The sequence below is a fragment of the Pseudoalteromonas sp. JSTW genome (genome assembly GCF_013423925.1).
In the GTDB taxonomy this organism is placed as follows: Bacteria; Pseudomonadota; Gammaproteobacteria; order Enterobacterales; family Alteromonadaceae; genus Pseudoalteromonas; species Pseudoalteromonas lipolytica.
Genome location: NZ_CP058972.1, coordinates 647,839 through 665,984 on the forward strand (window position 1 = coordinate 647,839; position 18,146 = coordinate 665,984).

The 18,146-nt window shown below is 42.1% G+C and carries 16 protein-coding genes and 1 riboswitch; of the genes, 8 read left to right on the forward strand and 8 right to left on the reverse strand.

The features are described 5' to 3' along the window. Positions 1 to 9 precede the first annotated feature (9 nt). Positions 10 to 1,386, reverse strand: a complete 1,377-nt coding sequence (locus tag GZH31_RS03115) for a capsule assembly Wzi family protein (protein ID WP_180311361.1) — start codon at positions 1,384 to 1,386, stop codon at positions 10 to 12. Then, entirely contained in the window at positions 1,383 to 1,865 is a 483-nt protein-coding gene (gene coaD, locus GZH31_RS03120; RefSeq protein WP_180311362.1) for a pantetheine-phosphate adenylyltransferase, read from the reverse strand. The genes GZH31_RS03115 and coaD overlap by 4 nt, the downstream gene beginning before the upstream one ends. A 218-nt stretch (positions 1,866 to 2,083) precedes the next feature. Between coaD and GZH31_RS03125 the strand changes: the two genes are divergently transcribed. Together GZH31_RS03125 and thiI are read left to right on the forward strand one after the other, a co-directional pair. After that, positions 2,084 to 2,737 carry a TetR/AcrR family transcriptional regulator gene (locus tag GZH31_RS03125; RefSeq protein ID WP_036971760.1) on the forward strand — a complete coding sequence of 218 codons (654 nt, stop codon included), beginning with the start codon at positions 2,084 to 2,086 and terminating at the stop codon, positions 2,735 to 2,737. Positions 2,738 to 2,846: 109 nt separating this feature from the next. Continuing rightward, the gene (thiI, locus tag GZH31_RS03130) at positions 2,847 to 4,304 is read left to right on the forward strand and encodes a tRNA uracil 4-sulfurtransferase ThiI (RefSeq protein ID WP_036970869.1); all 1,458 of its coding nucleotides are present in this window, start codon (positions 2,847 to 2,849) and stop codon (positions 4,302 to 4,304) included. Between the two features lie 121 nt (positions 4,305 to 4,425). Here thiI and GZH31_RS03135 read toward each other — a convergent pair whose 3' ends face one another. Together GZH31_RS03135 and GZH31_RS03140 are read right to left on the reverse strand one after the other, a co-directional pair. Further along, the gene (locus GZH31_RS03135; RefSeq protein WP_075594091.1) at positions 4,426 to 5,328 is read right to left on the reverse strand and encodes a ketopantoate reductase family protein; all 903 of its coding nucleotides are present in this window, start codon (positions 5,326 to 5,328) and stop codon (positions 4,426 to 4,428) included. Beyond that, positions 5,321 to 5,671, reverse strand: a complete 351-nt coding sequence (locus GZH31_RS03140) for a VanZ family protein (protein ID WP_036970865.1) — start codon at positions 5,669 to 5,671, stop codon at positions 5,321 to 5,323. Before GZH31_RS03140 ends, GZH31_RS03135 begins: the two co-directional genes overlap by 8 nt. Before the next feature lie 154 nt (positions 5,672 to 5,825). Between GZH31_RS03140 and GZH31_RS03145 the strand changes: the two genes are divergently transcribed. Together GZH31_RS03145 and GZH31_RS03150 are read left to right on the forward strand one after the other, a co-directional pair. Beyond that, positions 5,826 to 6,308: a YajQ family cyclic di-GMP-binding protein gene (locus GZH31_RS03145; protein ID WP_074988861.1), complete on the forward strand. Its 483-nt coding sequence runs from the start codon at positions 5,826 to 5,828 to the stop codon at positions 6,306 to 6,308. 217 nt (positions 6,309 to 6,525) lie between these two features. Next, positions 6,526 to 6,681: riboswitch (cobalamin riboswitch) on the forward strand. A 33-nt stretch (positions 6,682 to 6,714) separates the two neighbouring features. Then, positions 6,715 to 8,568, forward strand: coding sequence for a TonB-dependent receptor domain-containing protein (locus GZH31_RS03150; RefSeq protein ID WP_036970860.1), 1,854 nt, complete (start codon positions 6,715 to 6,717; stop codon positions 8,566 to 8,568). Positions 8,569 to 8,628: 60 nt separating this feature from the next. On the opposite strand, the gene msrA is transcribed toward GZH31_RS03150, so the two are convergent. The 3 genes from msrA to GZH31_RS03165 form a co-directional block, all read right to left on the reverse strand. Beyond that, positions 8,629 to 9,162 carry a peptide-methionine (S)-S-oxide reductase MsrA gene (gene msrA / locus GZH31_RS03155; protein WP_180311363.1) on the reverse strand — a complete coding sequence of 178 codons (534 nt, stop codon included), beginning with the start codon at positions 9,160 to 9,162 and terminating at the stop codon, positions 8,629 to 8,631. A gap of 85 nt (positions 9,163 to 9,247) precedes the next feature. Next, positions 9,248 to 12,346 carry an efflux RND transporter permease subunit gene (locus GZH31_RS03160; RefSeq protein WP_065978026.1) on the reverse strand — a complete coding sequence of 1,033 codons (3,099 nt, stop codon included), beginning with the start codon at positions 12,344 to 12,346 and terminating at the stop codon, positions 9,248 to 9,250. 3 nt (positions 12,347 to 12,349) lie between these two features. Beyond that, a complete protein-coding gene (locus tag GZH31_RS03165) occupies positions 12,350 to 13,402 on the reverse strand; it encodes an efflux RND transporter periplasmic adaptor subunit (RefSeq protein ID WP_036971758.1) in 1,053 nt (350 codons plus the stop codon). Between the two features lie 241 nt (positions 13,403 to 13,643). On the opposite strand from GZH31_RS03165, the gene GZH31_RS03170 reads away from it, so the two are divergent. The 4 genes from GZH31_RS03170 to GZH31_RS03185 all read left to right on the forward strand — a co-directional run bounded on the left by GZH31_RS03170 (position 13,644) and on the right by GZH31_RS03185 (position 17,005). After that, a complete protein-coding gene (locus GZH31_RS03170; RefSeq protein ID WP_180311364.1) occupies positions 13,644 to 14,360 on the forward strand; it encodes a DUF2982 domain-containing protein in 717 nt (238 codons plus the stop codon). A gap of 23 nt (positions 14,361 to 14,383) precedes the next feature. Further along, the gene (locus GZH31_RS03175; protein WP_036970853.1) at positions 14,384 to 14,716 is read left to right on the forward strand and encodes a hypothetical protein; all 333 of its coding nucleotides are present in this window, start codon (positions 14,384 to 14,386) and stop codon (positions 14,714 to 14,716) included. A gap of 89 nt (positions 14,717 to 14,805) precedes the next feature. Beyond that, on the forward strand, positions 14,806 to 16,482 hold the full coding sequence (locus tag GZH31_RS03180) for a DUF1566 domain-containing protein (RefSeq protein WP_036970850.1): 1,677 nt from the start codon (positions 14,806 to 14,808) through the stop codon (positions 16,480 to 16,482). Positions 16,483 to 16,543: 61 nt separating this feature from the next. Further along, on the forward strand, positions 16,544 to 17,005 hold the full coding sequence (locus GZH31_RS03185; RefSeq protein ID WP_227006851.1) for a DUF1566 domain-containing protein: 462 nt from the start codon (positions 16,544 to 16,546) through the stop codon (positions 17,003 to 17,005). Here GZH31_RS03185 and GZH31_RS03190 read toward each other — a convergent pair. Then, entirely contained in the window at positions 16,993 to 18,102 is a 1,110-nt protein-coding gene (locus tag GZH31_RS03190; protein WP_036970846.1) for a tRNA nucleotidyltransferase, read from the reverse strand. The two genes, GZH31_RS03185 and GZH31_RS03190, sit on opposite strands and share 13 nt — an antisense overlap. Positions 18,103 to 18,146: the final 44 nt, after the last annotated feature.

Consider the following 18,146-nt stretch of genomic DNA (forward strand, 5'->3'; position numbering starts at 1 on the left):
TCACCCGCTCTAGAAACGGTATTCCCAGCTTGTTCTAAGTGCTGTATTCGTGTTTGAGTCGTCGCCCATCTCATCTTTTGAGACCAGCCCTGTTACTTTCCAAAGACCATTGAAGAGTGCTTGTTGGTAGCCAAGTTCAAGTTGCAATTGGCTTACGCTGGTAATGGTTTCGTTATCAAGGCGTTCACTATCAATCCATCGTAGCTTTGCATGTCCACCATAGCCATCTAAAGTATGGTAATAGGCCCCAAGGATAGCCGATTTACTTTGTTGTGGTATTGAGCTTCCTACAAGTCGCTGGCGTTGAGTATAGCTTCCTGAGCCGTACACACACTCGCTATGTAGTTCACATGTTTGTTCTGTGTTTGAGTACTCAAAATACGTTTTTAGTAAACTATCCGATGTACCAAAATAACTTTCAACGCCTAAAGTGTAGAACGGATCGCTGGGTGCTAAACCACTTTTGTTTTGACCCATTACCTCTGCGTAGAATGCCACAGGGTGCGATAACGCACTTGTTGAGTACTTAATATCAAAACTTGTTAAACGGTGAGTCGATTCGTTATTTTCTAATGCAATGACATCACGCTCGGTTGATGTTAAATAGTCAGAGCCGGCAGTATTAAAGGCAACTTCTAGTCCCATAAGTGGTGTACTGGCAAATCTGAGGGCCCAATAATCACCTTTTTCACTGCTGTTTAGATACGGTTTTTGCTTGGCATATATCCCCGTTAACTGCCAATTCCCCACAAACGATAACCAATGTGGGCCAACATACTGGCTATTAGCTCGACTAAAACGCAGTCCTTTCATGGGCGCGGCATTATTAGAGAGTAACAGCGCATTTTCGTTACTAGGCCCCCACCAGTGACTGACTTGTTCAGCACTAATAGACCAGTTACCGACAAGCACAGCTAAATAGCTGTCTTGGTAATTAACATGCTGTGTATCGAGTGCCTCATCGGCGTAATTAACACTGACTTTTGCACTGATACGCTGACCTGTGATTGAGCCGTAACTATTTATACCGCTTTTTTGCTGGTGGCGTTTACCAAAGCTTTGGTGTGTTTCAGGCTCGCTATTGTAATTTAAGCGCACACTCGAGCTGGTTTTTTGCTTCGCATTATCTAACGCATGTTTTACATGCTGATAAGCAAACAAGCTTTGCGCGTTAAGTTGGCTGGTATTTACAGACGCTAAGTCTCGTGCAATTCCTTGCCACATAAGCGGGTAGCTATTAATCGGTTGCTTAATAACGCCTTGATTAAATAGCATTTCGATTGATGCGCGTAGCAGTGGGTCATCGCTTTCTATCCATGGCCCAGCAATACTTGGCGCAGAGATCATTAGTAATGCACTTAAGCTAATGAGCTTCTTTAATTTCATCCGTGTATTTTTTCCTGTAATGCTTTGCCAACTATTGGGTCAACAAATTCACTTACATCGCCATGATGACGTGCTACTTCTTTCACTAGGGTTGAAGAGATAAAAGAATTTTTTTCGGCAGGCGTTAAAAACACGCTCTCTAAATCAGGGTTTAGGCGGCGGTTCATGTTTGCTAATTGAAATTCATAGTCAAAGTCTGACACCGCACGAATACCGCGAATAAGAACTTCTGCTTTATGCTTGCGCGCTAAATCAGCCAGTAAACCAGAAAACCCGATAACACTGACATTATCAAGGTGCGCTAATATTTTATTGGCCAGTTCAACACGCTCATCAAGTGTAAAGCAAGGTTGCTTACTTGGGTTGTGCGCAATTGCAACAATAACGTGATCGAACATTTTTGCAGCGCGATGAATTAGGTCTGTGTGGCCATTTGTTAGCGGGTCGAATGTGCCCGGATATATTGCAGTAACGTTCATAACTATCAGCTATCTATAAATTTGCTTGTTATATTAACAGTGTTTGAGTCTGTATGCAGCTTAGAAAATACGCGTATCTTACTAGTTTTTGTCCCTAAAAAGGAACGGTAAACCGATTGAGGTTAGATTTTTTCAAGGTAGTATTTTATTGCCGCGCATTTGTTTATACTGCTTGGCTTTCAGTACTTAATAATCATAAAAAACAGAGTAATCAGCATATGAGCACTAAGGATAAAATTATACACACCAGCATTGAGTTATTTAACCTCCATGGTGAGCGTGCCATAACAACCAATCATATAGCTGCACATATGGGTATTAGTCCGGGTAATTTGTATTATCACTTTAAAAATAAAGAAGATATCATCCGTCATATATTTGCTTTATATAGTGAGCACTTGCACACTCACTTCAAGCCGTTAACCCCGGATGATGATGCACTCGAAAACTTAGCAGGGTATTTAGACTCTTTGTTTGAATTGATGTGGCGATACCAGTTTTTTTATGACAACTTGGGTGACATTTTGTCGCGAGACGAAGCCCTTAAAAAAGATTACATCGAATTTCAGGCGGCATTACTTGAACAAGTCAAAGAGGTTTTATTAGCGTTGAGAGCGGGTGATATTATCACCATTGAAGATGCTGATGTAACAGAGCTTGCTCATATGTTAAAAATGACAGTGAGTTTCTGGACACCTTATATCAAAGCGCGTCGCTTAAGTGGTGAATTGGCAAGGCAAGATATTTACCACGGTATTTTAAAGGTGTTATTACTATTAAAAGCCCACTGTACTGAGCATAGCCTAGCGCAAGTTAACCAATTACGCGCGAAGTACTTAGCTTTAGCTAACGCTGAACCAACGGCACAATAATCCGTCTAAAGCAGTTTATTTCCTAGACGCTATAATTTTTGTTATAATCGCGCGCCCTTGAGGTTGGTATGTCTCAAGGCGTGTGAATTCCACAGTCTAAGAGTGAACTATGCTTAAATTTATCGTCAAATTACACCCAGAAATCGCTATCAAGAGTAAATCTGTACGTAAGCGTTTTACCAAGTTATTAGAAAATAACATTAAGATCGTTTTACGTCGTGTTGACGAAAAAGTGCAAGTAAGAAACAACTGGGATAATATTTCAGTTGTAAGTCTCTTGGAGTCAGAACAAGTCCGTCTTGATATCATCGATGGCTTAAAGCGTATACCTGGGATCGTACAGTTTATAGAAGTAACCGAGACTGATTTCGAATCGCTTGATGACATTTACCAAAAAGCCAAAGAATTAATCGGCCACACCATTGAAGGCAAAACATTTTGTGTTCGTTGTAAGCGCTCTGGTAAGCACGACTTTACATCAAGTGATGTTGAACGCTATGTAGGGGGTGGGTTAAATCAACATGTAGAGGGCGCGCGCGTTAAGTTATCTCACCCAGAGGTAACAGTACGTTTAGAAGTGCGTGACGAAAAAGCCTACATTGTTACAGAGACTCATTTTGGTATGGCTGGTTTCCCATTACCAACGCAAGAAGATGTGCTATCACTGATGTCAGGTGGTTTTGACTCAGGTGTTGCTAGTTATCAAATGATCAGAAAAGGGGCTCGTACTCACTTTTTGTTCTTTAACTTAGGCGGCGCAGCGCATGAAATTGGCGTGAAGCAAGCAAGTTACTACATTTGGAAACAGTTTAGCTCAACCCATAAAGTGAAATTTGTCACTGTTGATTTTGAACCCGTCGTAGCGGAAATACTCGAAAACATTGAAAACAGCCAAATGGGCGTTGTACTTAAACGTATGATGATGCGTGCTGGCAGCCAAGTGGCTGAAAAACTAGGTGTACAAGCACTTGTTACCGGTGAGAGTATTGGCCAAGTTTCGAGTCAGACGCTGGCAAATTTAAGTGTGATTGACCGTGTCACCGAAACGCTGATCATTCGCCCACTTATTCAACACGACAAGCAAGATATTATTAATATTGCACGTAAAATTGGCACAGCAGAAATGGCAGAGAGTATGCCTGAATACTGTGGTGTAATATCTAAAAAACCAACAGTTAAAGCAAAAATTAAAACCATCTTAGCTGAAGAAGCTAAATTTGATTTTGATGTACTTAATACGGTGGTTGAAAATGCACGTGTTATGGATGTCCGCGACATTGATACCGAAGCAAAACAAGAAGTGAAAGAAGCAGAGTCAGTCTCTGATCTTCCAAAAGACGCAGTGGTTGTTGATATTCGTTCACCAGAAGAAGAAGACGCTAACCCGCTAGAGCTTGAAGGTATCGAAGTAATTCATTTACCATTTTTCCGCTTAGCGACTAAGTTTGGTGATTTACCAAAAGATAAAGAATACTACTTATATTGTGCTAAAGGGGTAATGAGCCAGCTACAAGCGCTTATTTTACACGAAGAAGGCTTTAGCAACGTAAAAGTGTATCGCCCATAAGTAAACGGGTATAGAAAAGCGCGAATTTCGCGCTTTTTTAATGCCTAACGAAAGACGCTGACTTTTCAATTTGCTGTTAATTGGCACACCTTCCAGCCGCCATAATAGAAGAGGGGTGTTGTTAAAGCCCTGCTGATTTGGCTTTTATCATACTAAGCATGGCTTGATTGTAGGGGGTTTTCACTCCAAGCTTAGCGCCTTGCTCACATACATACCCACAAATAGCGTCAATCTCAGACGCTCTATTATGGCTAATATCTTGTTGCATCGACGAAAAGTTTGCGGCGGTTGCACTCATTACACTGTAGGCATTGTTTAGCGCGTCACTTAATGAGAGTGAAATACCTTGTTTGTTAGCAACTAAGCACGCCTCACTGAGTAAATTAATAATTCGTGAGCTAAAGTGCGGCGTACGAAGTTGACCGTTTTTTACATTATGAATAGCGCTCAGCGGATTAATAGCGATATTCACCAACAGTTTTTGCCAACGAAGGGTATGAATATCATCGGTAACACTAAAATTAGGTAAGCTGCTAAAGTGCTGCTCGATCTGCTTTAGCACTTTGCGCGCAGCATCATTACACGTACCTAAAAGACTGGCACCGTCACCAGTATGATTCACGCTGTATTGAGTTGCTTTGAACCCCGCCTGCTGAGTGGTTAAAAATGATAGACCTTGATGGGCCGAAAGCGCGGCGTTAAGTTCATCCACATTGCCCATGCCATTATGAGACAAGATAACTTGGCAGTGCTCAGCTAGATAAGGTTGAAGTTGCTTAAATGCAGCTTCAACCTGAAAGGCTTTCACCGTAAATAACACCCACTCGAATGGGGCAAACTGGTTAAGTTCTTTATGATTAATTAGGCGTGCATTGATAGGTTGTGATTTACCATTTGAAGATTGATAAAAACGGGTGGTCAAAGTGGGCTTGCGCGTTAATAAGGTAACAGTATGTTGAGCTGATAAAAAATGACTGAATAACAAGCCAATAGCACCATCACCTACAATTAAAATATTAGCCATTGCGCTGTTTATTACCTAAATGAAAACCAAGTTTAATAATAAAGTAGCTCGAAGCACCTATAAAATCGGCAACAAAATCGGCAACTGAAGCTTGACGATAAGGCAGCATATCTTGCATAAACTCAATGGCAGCACCGTACCCTGCAAGCAATAATATTTGCACTATAAGGGGTAATTTAAACGCTTTATCCATCACCATAGCCAGTACGAAGAAAATGCCAAAATGCGCGACTTTATCAACATGTGGGAATAGGTTACTTACGCCTTTAATTTCTTTGGCGAAAAGAATAGTGAAGCCAATAATGCTGACTAAAAATATAATTTGGTATATGCGCCTAGTCACAATAAACCTTTAAACTGCCTAAAAAATGAATGGGCAGTATATCAAACAATTTTCGTATCGCACCTGAACGGTGTGCAGAAAAATGTAAAGATTTATAAAATTGACGTTATAATCCTAGGCATATTTATTTTAAAAATCTTGTTAGGAGAACCCCATGCCTTCATTTGATATTGTTTCTGAAGTAGAAATGAACGAAGCGCAGAATGCAGTGGATAATGCTAAGCGTGAATTAGAAACACGTTTTGACTTTCGTGGTGTTGATGCATCAATCGAATTAAACGACAAAGTAATTAAGCTAAAAGCCGAAGCGCCACAGCAAGTTATGCAATTATTCGATATTCTTGCTGCGAAAATTTCAAAGCGCGGTTTAGACGTGTCTAGTTTAGAGCTTAGAGATGAGTCGCGCAGCGGTAAATACGTCATGCGTGATGTGGCACTTAAGCAAGGTATTGAAAAAGACGTTGCAAAGAAAATCGTCAAGTTGATTAAAGACTCAAAAATTAAAGTACAAGCCGCTATTCAAGGTGAAGAGTTACGTGTAACGGGTAAAAAGCGTGATGATTTACAAGAAGCAATGCAAGTTGTTCGTACTGCTGATTTAGGTCAACCATTCCAATTCAAAAACTTCCGCGATTAATTAATTTTATTGCGAAAGCACTGTCTGACTATGAACGCACAGCTCTACTAGAAGAACAGTGAAGTTGTGACTAATCTAAAGCCAAATATAAACGTGTTTGGCTTTTTTATTTTACTTTCTATCTAACTTTATTTAGAAGTTTAGACGTCCATTGACATTTATTCCTAAAATCATCACAATAGCAGCCTATTTTCAAGGTGCTTGCTGTATCTGCTTAGATACATGCTATTTCAAAGGCTGAAATAACAGCAAGATAATCGGGAAGCTGGTGCGTTTTCAAGGAGAAAACAATGCCAACACTGCCCCCGCAACGGTAATGCGTATGCTCAGTATATGCAGAGTCCGGAGACCGGCCTTGAATTAACTTACTATTTGCGTGTGCGGTGGGCACAGGCTAGGGGATATCATGCTAAATAAATCTACGTTAGGCGTAGCGGTTGCTGCTGCGTTGTCTTTTTCTGTGTCTGCGGATGAGCAATCAATCGAGCACATCACAGTGACTGCCAATAAATTCGAACAATCTATTAATGAAGTCTTAGCGAGCGTTACAGTCATTGACCGTGCTGATATCGATGCAAGCTATGTTCGCGACTTACCTAGTTTACTGGCAACACAAGCCGGTTTCCAAATTAATGCTAATGGTGGTTTTGGGCAAAGTTCAGGTGTTTCACTTCGGGGTGCCAGCTCACGTCATACGCTTATTTTAATTGATGGTGTACGCACAGGTTCGGCAACGCTGGGCTATAAAAGTATTAGCAATATTCCGTTAAACAGTATTGAACGCGTTGAGGTCATTAAGGGTTCTCGTGCTGCTGTGTATGGCTCAGATGCGTTAGCGGGTGTGATCAATATTATTACTCGTAAAGCACAAAATACCACTTTGGATGTCACCTTTGGTTCAGATTCTTACCAAGAGTACCAAGTGGCTACTGGTGGTCAGATTGCAGATGTCGATATTTCTGTTAATGCAGGTTACGAAAAAACAGACGGCTTTGATGTATTGCAAGGTGTAGCACCTGATGAAGATGGCTATGAAAATAAAAACCTTGGTTTTAACCTAGGCTATCAAAATGAGCGACTAGGGGAGCTTTTATTACAGGGTCAGTACTCAGAAGGTGAAGCGCAATACGATAGCTCTTTTAGTCCTGCTGATAGTACAGTAGAAAAAGGTGAGTTCGAAAACTACCAAGCTTCATTAGGTTGGAAAAAAGCATTCGAAAAACACGCCCATGCGATTGATATTGCAATCTCTAGCGACAGTTCAGATGACTCGCGTATCGACTACACCGGTGCAACGGTGGTTGATAAGTTTGAGACAGAACGTGAGCAAATCGATTACAACGGCCAATATTTTTTAAATCAAAGTTTAACAATTAGCGGTGGTTTAAACTGGTATAAAGATGAAGTAAATACTAATTCTGGCACTTATCTAAAAGACAGTCGTGAGGTATTCGCTGCGTTTGTTGGGGCTTACTACGATGATGAGCACGTGCTGGCAAATCTGACTGTACGACAAGATGATGACCAACAATTTGGTGACGAAACAACCTATACGGCAGCGGTCGGTTATCATCTAAATGATATCGCGACATTCCGCTTAAGCCAAAGCACCGGCTTTAAGTCACCAACCTTTAATGATCTGTATTATCCCGGCTCTGGTAACCCAGAACTCAATCCTGAAACATCAGATAACCAAGAGTTAGGTTTATCACTTAATGTGAATGATATCAGCCTAGATATCGCTATTTTCCGCAGTGAAATAGATAACAAAATTGCCTGGGCACCAAATGCATCCGGCGCTTGGCAACCAACGAATATCAATCAAGCTCGCCACGAAGGGGTTGAATTTAGCTTTAAAAACCAAGTGCTAGGTTTTGATCACAGCTTCAATTTTACCTACCTATCAGCAGAGGATACTGAAACAGGTAATGCATTGACCTATGTATCTAAACACAGCGTGAATTGGTCATTACATAAAGCATGGGGCGACTTTGATGCTGGTATTGATATGCAATATCGCGGTGATCGAGATGGCAAACTGACACACTTACCTTCATACACGTTATGGAACCTTGTGGGCCATTACCAAGCAACCGATAACCTGACCGTGTCACTTCGCGTAGAAAATCTATTCGATAGAGAATATAACGCCGTTGATGCGTATGGGAAAGATCTCGATGGTGATTTCATCAACGACGAATTTTATTACTACAATACGCCAGAGCGTCGCTTATTTGTAGGTGCCCGTTATCAGTTCTAATAATAAAGGAAATTATTAGTTCTGCGTCTAAAAGCTCGCTACCTACTTAGCGGGCTTTTTTCATTTTAATTTATCGGCGTAATAACGAGCGAACTTTTCAAGTTTAGGGGCAATAAGAATACTGCAATAACCTTGGTTCGGGTTTTCGTTATAGTAATCTTGATGGTATTGCTCTGCTGGGTAAAAGTGTGTAAGCGGGTTCAGCTCGGTGACAATCGGCTCACGAATTTGTTTTTGTAAGGCTGCTATCATCGCCTCTGCTTCATCTTTTTGCTGTTCATCATGATAATAAATGACACTGCGGTATTGTGTGCCAACATCATTACCTTGGCGGTTTAATTGTGTCGCATCGTGCAGCGTAAAAAACATTTCAAGTAAGGTATTGTAGCTAATAATGCTGCTATCAAAGTCCAGTTGTACGACCTCGGCGTGTCCGGTTAACCCCGTACAAATCTGCTGATAACTGGGGTTTTCAATCTCGCCGCCAGCATAACCAGAGCTTACATTTAATACGCCTTTGACGCGTCTGAATGCGGCATCAATACACCAAAAGCAGCCACCACCCAATGTGGCTATTTGTATGTTGTTATTCATGTTTTACTCCCTCACTGTTTTGCTGACTATAGCTGAAAAAACAAAACGCCGTAAAGACGGCGTTTTGTTAAAAGCTACAGAGCGTCTAAATTTCTTCTAACGGTTTGTCTTTCGCTTGCTGTTCCAGTTTACTTTGTAAGTACTCTGGTGACTGTGTATTACGCGCAAAGGCAGTATACGCAGCGGGCACAACAAACAAGGTGAGTAAGGTTGCCACAATTACGCCGGTGAATACCACAACACCAATTACCATACGGCTTTCTGCACCCGGACCACTTGCGAGTACTAGCGGTACAGAGCTCATTACGGTTGTTAATGAGGTCATAATGATGGGACGTAAACGCTGCGTAGCGGCTTGTGTAATGGCTTCGTTAAACTCAACGCCTTTATCTCGTAGCTGGTTTGCAAATTCAACAATCAAGATACCATTTTTAGCACTTAAACCTATTAGCATCACAATACCAATCTGGCTGTAAATATTTAGCGTTAAGTCTGTGTACCATAAACCAAATAAGGCCCCAACTAGACCGAGTGGCACGGTTAGCATGATCACCAGTGGGTGAATAAAACTTTCAAACTGGGCTGCAAGTACTAAGAACGTCACTGTCAGCGCAAGGATGAACACATAGGTCATCGCTGATGCACCTTCGTAAAACAGCTGAGACTCACCTTTGTAATCAATGGCGCCATCAATGTCGTTCTCTTCAGCGGCAACCTGATTTAAAAAGTTCAGTGCTTCTTCTAAGGTGTAGCCATCAGCTAAGTTGGCGCTAAGAGTAATCGCACGCATACGGTTGTAGCGATTTAAACGTGATGCAGTCGCTTCTTCTTTTAGCGTAATGAGGCTATCTAGCGGCACGAGTTCACCACTACGTGATTTTAAGTAGATATTTGAGATATCCGTCGGGTTAGCAAAGTCTTCTTTGGTCCCTTTTAGAATTACGTCGTACTCTTCACCACGGTCGATAAAGGTTGTCACTCGACGTTGACCTAGCATGGTTTCAAGAGTGCGGCCTACATCGGATACAGACACGCCTAAATCAGCGGCTTTGTTTTTATCGATATTGATTAAAAACTGTGGGAATGTCTCTTTATAGTCGTGGTCAATGCGCACAAGGCCTGGGTTTTTCTCAGCACGCTTAATAATGCGGTCACGCCAATCGGCTAATTGGTCGTAATCGTTACCTTGTAATACGAATTCAATTGGGCGTGATGAGCCACCGCCACCAATACCACTGCGCATAATAGCAAAGGCTCGAATGTCGGTCACTTCTTGCATTTTTCCACTAATTTCATCGATCACTTCCCATGTTGAGCGTTTTCGTTTATCCCAATCGGCCATACCAACGATTGCAACACCGCCTTGGCCGCCCCAGCCAGGTACACGAATGAGCACACGGCTCAACTCACCAGACTCTGAATATGGCATTAAACGCTCTTCGATTTTAGCCATATTAGCGGCGTTATTTTCGTAACTTGCCCCTTCAGGGCCGCTCATCATGATAAAGAAAGTACCGCGGTCTTCTTTTGGCGTCAGTTCCGAAGGAATTTGCTGAAATAGCATGAAGCTGGCAACGCCTGTCATGATCATGGTGAGCAACAAGCTCCATTTTCGACTCATGTTTGATGCTAGTGAATTACGATACGCCTGTTCAATTTTGGCAAATGTTTTATCCATCCATTGGCTAAATTTACTTTCTTTTTCAGAGGCTTTAAGTACCTTTGAGCACAACGCTGGTGACAAGGTTAGCGCGGTAATACTTGAGAAAAACACAGCCGCACTCACTGCCATAGCAAATTCTGTGAACAATGCGCCAATACGGCCATCCATAAAGACCAGTGGCACAAACACTGAAATAAGCACCAGCGTGGTGGCAATAATGGCAAAGCCTACTTCACGTGCCCCACGAAAGGCAGCAAGTAAAGGTGGCTCACCAAGCTCTATACGGCGGTGAATGTTTTCAAGCATTACAATGGCATCGTCGACCACTAAACCAATGGCTAACACTAAAGCGAGTAGGGTAAGCAAGTTGATTGAGTATCCCATGGCAAGCAAGAACATAAAGCTACCAACGAGTGCCACAGGGACAGTAACTGCGGGCACTAAAGTCGCGCGAATACTCCCCAAGAATAAGTAGATAACTAAGACAACCAAGGCCATTGAAATAGCGAGTGTGCGGTACACTTCGTTAATCGATTCTTTAATGAACACTGACGAGTCGTAGCTGTCTTGAATCGTGGTGCCTTCAGGTAGGTTACGTTTTATTTTCTCAAGTTCGGCGCGGGCATTGTCTACTACCGTAAGGGTATTCGCTTTTGCTTGTTTTACAATGCCTAAACCAATCATGTTACGGCCATTACCACGGAATAAACTTTCGTCGTCAGCGGCTTCTAAATGCACATCGGCCACTTCACCTAGGCGCACTAAGTAGCCGTCGTCGCCCCGTTTAATAACCAGGTTTCTAAAGTCGCGTTGATCCTTATAGCTGCGTGCTGTACGCACAGTAAAATCACGGTCAATTGATTCAATCTCACCAGCGGGAAGTTCAACGTTTTCTGTGCGTAAGGTATTCTCGATATCGCTGCTGGTAATCCCACGTGCCGCCATGGCTTTGCGGTTTAGCCAAATTTTCATGGCGTACTTACGCTCACCACCGACACGTACATTCGACACACCATCAACTACGGCTAAACGGTCGACAATAAAACGCTGTGCGTAGTCAGAAAGTTGCAACGAATCCATTGTCGAACTATTCAGGACAAACCAAGCGATTGGACTTTCATCGCTGTTCGATTTTGACACCTCAGGTGGGCGTACTTGTTCTGGTAGGCTATCAAGCGCACGTGCTACACGCTCACGCACATCGTTTGATGCGGCATCGATATCGCGACTGATATTAAACTCAATAGTGATGTTTGAGCGGCCATTACGGCTTGACGAATTAATGCTTTTAATCCCTTCAATACCCGAAATACGATTTTCGAGCACTTGGGTTATTTTGGTTTCAATAATTTCTGCACTGGCCCCAGTATACGATGTGCTTACACTCACAATCGGGGTTTCAATATCAGGGTATTCACGCAGTGGTAGCATCGAAAAAGCGACGAGACCAAAGGTAAGTAACAGTAAGTTTATAACGATCGCAAAGACCGGACGTTTAACGCTAGTATCTGTAATTTTCATGGTTTAGCCCTTGATACTAACTTTGCTGCCAGTGCGAATTTTGATAATGCCTTCAGTCACGACTTGTTGACCATCTGTTAGACCCTTATCGATGGCAACCCACCCGTTATGACGTCCCGCTACATGTACTTCAACTTTATTGGCAACCCCGTCTTCAATTTTGAATACATAGTGTTTATCTTGCTGAGGGATTACTGCTTTTTCAGGCACCATGAGTGCTTGGTTTGAACTTAGTTGTAATGCAGTGTTTAACAGCATACCAGGGCGTAATAAACCGCTTGAATTGGTAAAACTGGCCGTCACTTCAACACTGCGAGTAACCGAGTCAATGCGTGAGCTGATGTGCGTGACTTTGCCGTTAAAGGTTTTTCCTGGGTAGGCATCATTTTGAGTCATGACTTTCATGCCTAGCTGCAGTTGTGCAAGGTATTTTTCAGGAACTTTAAAATCCACTTTTATAATACTGATATCATCGAGAGTGGTAATATTGGTGGTGCTATTAACATAAGTACCTATCGAGATTTCACGCTTACCTAATAAGCCTGAAAAAGGCGCTTTAATGGTCATTTCTGCCAGTTTAGTTTTGGCGCTTTCAAGCTGAGCTTCGGTGGCATCTACACGAGACAATTGCTCTTCAAGTAACGATTTAGCGGTTGCTTGCGAACGTGATAGTTCGGTTAAGCGGTCTAGTTGGCGTTTTTCTTCACGTAAATTGATACTCAATTCTTTTACTGCTAATTCTTCTTGTTGTGCTTGTAACTGAACTAGTTTTTGACCTTTACTTACTAAATCGCCATCATTGAAAAATATATCAGTCACATAGTCGTTTTGTGCACTGCGAATGAAGATCGCTTGATTCGCGCGCGCGCTGCCTATCGCTTCGATTAAAACGGCATTTTCTTCAGCCGTGACGGTATGTGCGACAACCTGGGTTGAACGGTCTCCAAAGTTGCTTTGCTCGCCTTGGCTTGAAGGTAAATATAAATAAATACATAACCCTAGCAAAAGGGTAATAATAAAAGGAAAAAGCGCTTTACCAGATTGTGTCGAATACATCATCGTGTTACCAGAAAATTAGTTGAGTGTAGTGTACAAAATTAGTACGTGCCCCGTATGTCAGGTATCTCATATATTTGTGCATTTGGCGTAAAAGTTAAAAGTTCAGCGTATTTGTTCCTTAATTGTTATGAGAAGAGAGGTGTAAGTATGAGTAAACAAACCAAGTGTCCGTATTGTTTAACGCTTAGAAAGATTGTTTTGGTCACAATTGTAATGTTTATTTTTTACTTTTCAGTGTATGGATAACAAAAACGCGATTTTAAAGGTACGGGCACAGGCTTCGCGACATGGTATTGAGTTTTTATTGGTCGGAGGCATTGGGCTTGTATTCATTATGCTGTTTAACCTGCTACGGCCCGGTGAGATTAGTATAGTGGAAATTTTTTTAGTCAGTAGCTGCCTTGCTGCTATATTTGTCGGCTTTTTAAAAACACAAGAGCCTTATTATAGCTTTACCTATACTAATCAATTGCTTATATATCATCATAAAGTTGGGCATTGGCAATTAAAACGAGAAAACTTTTACCACAGTGGTGTCCCAAAAGTGGAACAAGGCTTAGAATACCTTGAGTTAAACGCAGTTGGTATTAAACTCAATAACATAGATGAATTTTTAACTCAGATTCACCCCCGAATTGCAGGGCGATTATTAATAGAACAACGTCATATATTTATGCAAGTTGTTCAAAAACATTGCAAAAATGGCAATTGCCCATCAGAATGGTTAGTTGAAGAGACGGACTACACTGCCCCTAGTGGTCAGCTTTACAAAGGATTGATTGCCATGTTTGCTAATCGTACGCAGCATTTGAGGCAATTGACAGGGTACGATTTATTGTTGCCTGCCAATGCACTTGATACTGATATTTGGCAATTCAGTGCAGATTTGAATCGTTGGAAATTAAACCCTAGTGAATTTATCAATACTCGTTTACAGAAAGATGTAAGTAATTAGGTGGCAGTAAGTAGGAAAAGGCTATGAGTCAAGAACGTTCTTTTATTAAAAGTGGTCGAAACACAATTATTCATAAAGATAAAAAACTCGACTTAGTAATTGTGAATGGCGAAACCCACCCACGTATAAAAGTGACACAAAATGGTCTTGAACCGTTTAAAGAAGATCTGCCAAAAAACCGTCGTGAAGCAAAAGAGCGTTACCTCGAAATGGTTTACATCACCAGCCCTGATGTTTTTGCAGAAGAAAAACGTCTATTGTTCATTCAAGCCCTTGATGGCCGAGAATATAAGATAGATTACAGTAAAATTGGCACTAAATTGTTTGTGCGTATTCATCAAGAAAGTTACTTATAATTTAGGGTGTTCTTGGCACTTTACTTGCTAGTTATCTTCTTATTTGGCAGTTGGTTATAAAGCCAACGTTGCATTTTAAGGTGGTAAACATGAGATTAGTGCCTCTTGTAGTTGTTGCATTAACGACACTCACAGCCTGTGGGGGCGGTGGGTCGAGTGACACAACACCAATCGCTGCGACAGTTAATGCTGGAGCTGATCAGCAAATTATTGAAAAAAGCGAGTTTACATTATTGGCTAAGGGCTCGCCTGCTGATGGAACATTTACGTGGCAACGAGTAAGTGGCCCTGTTGTAGAGGGGTTCCCAGCAGAAGGTGCTGAGCAAACTCTCACTGCCCCTGATATTAAGCGAGACTCAGAGCTCGTACTTAAAGTTAATTATCAAACGGGTGATGGTCAGTTAGTCAGTGATGAAGTAAGCATATTCATTACCTCTAATAACCAGCTGCCTGTTGCCGTGATCACGCAAACTGCACCGCAAGAACTGCCCTCAAAATACAATGATACTATTGTGCTCAGTGGTGAAGAGTCTGTCGATATTGATGAAAATGGTTCGATAGACAGTTACTTATGGACTCAGCTTTCGGGCCCAGATTTAACCGTTGATAGCTTTAATAATCAAACGATTAGCTTTACTCACCCGCTGCTAGAATCAAACACGTCAATGACATGGCGACTAACAGTGACCGATGATGAAGGGGGCTCTGCAAGCTCTGAACAGTCATTTACGCTTAATAAAACCCTTGAAGTAATCATTGCTAACGCTGGGGAAGATCAGCAAGTTATAGAGTTTGATACCGTTACGCTTGATGCAAGTAACAGTGAAATTGTGACTGCAACCAAGCAGTGCTATTGGGAACAACTAACGGGTGAAATAGTCACCCTTGCAAATCAAAATCAATGTATCACCACATTCATTGCCCCTGATGTTGATACCGACACAGAACTTAGTTTTGAGGTTACCGTCACCGACAGTAAATCGCGCAGTGATACAGATACGGTAGTGATTGGTATCAGCCCTAAACCCCTCGGCCTTATAAATGATACGGGCATGAGCGACTGCTATAACAACACGCAAAAAATTAACTGCAAAAGTGATAACTTCCCAGCTCAAGATGCAGATTTAGGGCGTGACAGTGTTGCTAATCAACTTGATAAAGTAGGCCAAGGTGACTTGGCATTTGATTTTACAAAATTAAATGAATTTGCGGATGAGCTGCCAGACGACGCAGCAAACTTTAGTTGTGTACGCGATAACGTGACAGGCTTAATTTGGGAAGTAAAAGCGGCAAGTGCCACACTGCCACCGGCAACCACTAACCGTGCAGCAACAAATCATTACACATGGTATTTAAATAGTAATAACGGGGTACAAACGGGCAGTGTTCAAGGTGCAGCAAACTCAACGTGCCCAAGTAACACCGCGTGTGGTTTACAAACGTATGTGAATGAAGTGAATGCGATTGATTTTTGCGGCGGCACTAATTGGCGTGTTCCTACCTATACCGAACTTCTGGGAATACTGGATTACGCTAAACAAGGTGAAGTAAGCTTACTCAACAGTGAGTTTTTTCCAAATCAGCCAAGCAATATTCAGCTAAGCGATGATGGCAACCCGTTTATGCCGTATTGGACATCACAAACCGCTGTGGATGGTACCAGTTTGTCGCAGGCATATATTATTGATATGAGCAGCGCAAACGACTTGGCCTATCCGAAAGGGAAAACCGCCTTTGTCCGTTTAGTAAGAACACCGGGAGAATAATATGCGTAAACTATCTTTCTATGCATCGGTTGCCTTACTGGCAACACAGCCTACATTTGCTATGGCGCAGGTTTGCTACGATGCGGTAACGCAAACGACCCCAGACAGCCGCTTTGTCATTAACGAAAATGGCACGGTAAGTGATGTAGAAACAGGCTTAATGTGGCAACGTTGTAGCTTTGGACAAACTTACAATAGTGCAACGGCAACATGTGAAGGCACCAGCCAGCAGCTAACCTGGGGTGAAGCATTACGCGGTGCAAAGAATACGCGTCTTGCCGGTTTTTCTGATTGGCATGTGCCTAATGTAAAAGAGTTAGCCAGCATTTTAGAGCATCGATGCGTGCAGCCGAGTATTAACGAAAGTGTCTTTCTTGCTACTAAGCTGCAAAATTACTGGAGCAGTACATCAGGAAAAGAGCGAACAGACCTTGCTTGGGTTTATCAGTTTGATAAAGGCATAAACAGTCTTCACGCTAAAGAATCCGATGTATTTCTGCGACTCGTACGTTATGAAAAATAATTTTTAATGATAGATAGCCGCGCGTTTTCAAGCGCGGTTTTTATGTCGGCCCCTTTAATTCCTTGGGCGATAAATTGCTGTGGATCGACAGCGCTTGCCTGTTCAGTCACTTGGTGTAGTTGTGTTATACATGCCACTGGCTTTTGTTCACTTATTTCTAACGCCTTGAGTACGGCGTTTAAACGCTCAGGACGACGCCATAAATCAAGTCGGTTAAAACAGCCTAGCAGTGCGTCACAATCCGGCTGCTTGTCAGACAATATTGAACGATGAGCAACAGTGTTAAGAGCAACATCACGCACTTCATTTGGTAGACGGATCTGCTGTGCGATTGTGTGAATATCAGATTCTGTTAGCGAGAGTGTCACTTGGCTAAAAAGTAATGCTGTGTCTGTAATAGAGTGCTTGTTGGCATAATCAAAGCGCGCTTGCATCGTTTGATACAATGCATCACTCCACTGCGATTCTAACGTGGGGCTGATCACATGTAAGCCTCCAATTTTAAAGAGAGTATTTAAAAACTCTGCAAATGCGCCATCACTAAGAGATTTTTCGCATTCTAACCAAACTCGTTCCGCTGTGAGTGTTTCAAGCTCGCCTGCTTTTACCATCGCAATAAGCAAACGTTCTGTTTCTGGCGCAATAGAAAAGCCTAAGTAATGATAACGAGCAGCAAATCGGGCGACTCGTAAAATACGTAACGGATCTTCAGAAAACGCATCTGAAACATGGCGTAATAAACGGTTCTCGATATCGCTTTGCCCACCAAAAGGGTCAACTAATGTGCCATCTTCGGCTTGCGCTATCGCATTAACAGTTAGGTCTCGGCGGATTAAGTCTTGTTCTAAAGTGACATCGGGCGTGAAATCGCAGATAAATCCCGTATAACCTTGGCCTTGTTTCCGCTCAGTTCGGGCAAGTGCATATTCTTCTTTTGTTTTTGGGTGCAAAAAAACAGGAAAGTCTTTGCCGACTTGTTGGTAGCCTTGTTTAATTAGTTGCTCGGGAGTTGCACCTACGACAACGTAGTCGCGTTCTTTTACTTCACGACCTAACAGTGCGTCTCTTACAGCGCCACCGACCAAATAAACCTGCATAGTACACCTATTATTTTTACCTTTTCGGTATTTTACGTTATTTG

Bases quoted from the DNA above. Each gene is read 5' to 3' on its own strand.
- GZH31_RS03115 (WP_180311361.1), bottom strand. From the start codon at position 1,386: ATGAAATTAAAGAAGCTCATTAGCTTAAGTGCATTACTAATGATCTCT.
- coaD (WP_180311362.1), bottom strand. From the start codon at position 1,865: ATGAACGTTACTGCAATATATCCGGGCACATTCGACCCGCTAACAAAT.
- GZH31_RS03125 (WP_036971760.1), top strand. From the start codon at position 2,084: ATGAGCACTAAGGATAAAATTATACACACCAGCATTGAGTTATTTAAC.
- thiI (WP_036970869.1), top strand. From the start codon at position 2,847: ATGCTTAAATTTATCGTCAAATTACACCCAGAAATCGCTATCAAGAGT.
- GZH31_RS03135 (WP_075594091.1), bottom strand. From the start codon at position 5,328: ATGGCTAATATTTTAATTGTAGGTGATGGTGCTATTGGCTTGTTATTC.
- GZH31_RS03145 (WP_074988861.1), top strand. From the start codon at position 5,826: ATGCCTTCATTTGATATTGTTTCTGAAGTAGAAATGAACGAAGCGCAG.
- GZH31_RS03150 (WP_036970860.1), top strand. From the start codon at position 6,715: ATGCTAAATAAATCTACGTTAGGCGTAGCGGTTGCTGCTGCGTTGTCT.
- msrA (WP_180311363.1), bottom strand. From the start codon at position 9,162: ATGAATAACAACATACAAATAGCCACATTGGGTGGTGGCTGCTTTTGG.
- GZH31_RS03160 (WP_065978026.1), bottom strand. From the start codon at position 12,346: ATGAAAATTACAGATACTAGCGTTAAACGTCCGGTCTTTGCGATCGTT.
- GZH31_RS03165 (WP_036971758.1), bottom strand. From the start codon at position 13,402: ATGTATTCGACACAATCTGGTAAAGCGCTTTTTCCTTTTATTATTACC.
- GZH31_RS03170 (WP_180311364.1), top strand. From the start codon at position 13,644: ATGGATAACAAAAACGCGATTTTAAAGGTACGGGCACAGGCTTCGCGA.
- GZH31_RS03175 (WP_036970853.1), top strand. From the start codon at position 14,384: ATGAGTCAAGAACGTTCTTTTATTAAAAGTGGTCGAAACACAATTATT.
- GZH31_RS03180 (WP_036970850.1), top strand. From the start codon at position 14,806: ATGAGATTAGTGCCTCTTGTAGTTGTTGCATTAACGACACTCACAGCC.
- GZH31_RS03185 (WP_227006851.1), top strand. From the start codon at position 16,544: ATGGCGCAGGTTTGCTACGATGCGGTAACGCAAACGACCCCAGACAGC.
- GZH31_RS03190 (WP_036970846.1), bottom strand. From the start codon at position 18,102: ATGCAGGTTTATTTGGTCGGTGGCGCTGTAAGAGACGCACTGTTAGGT.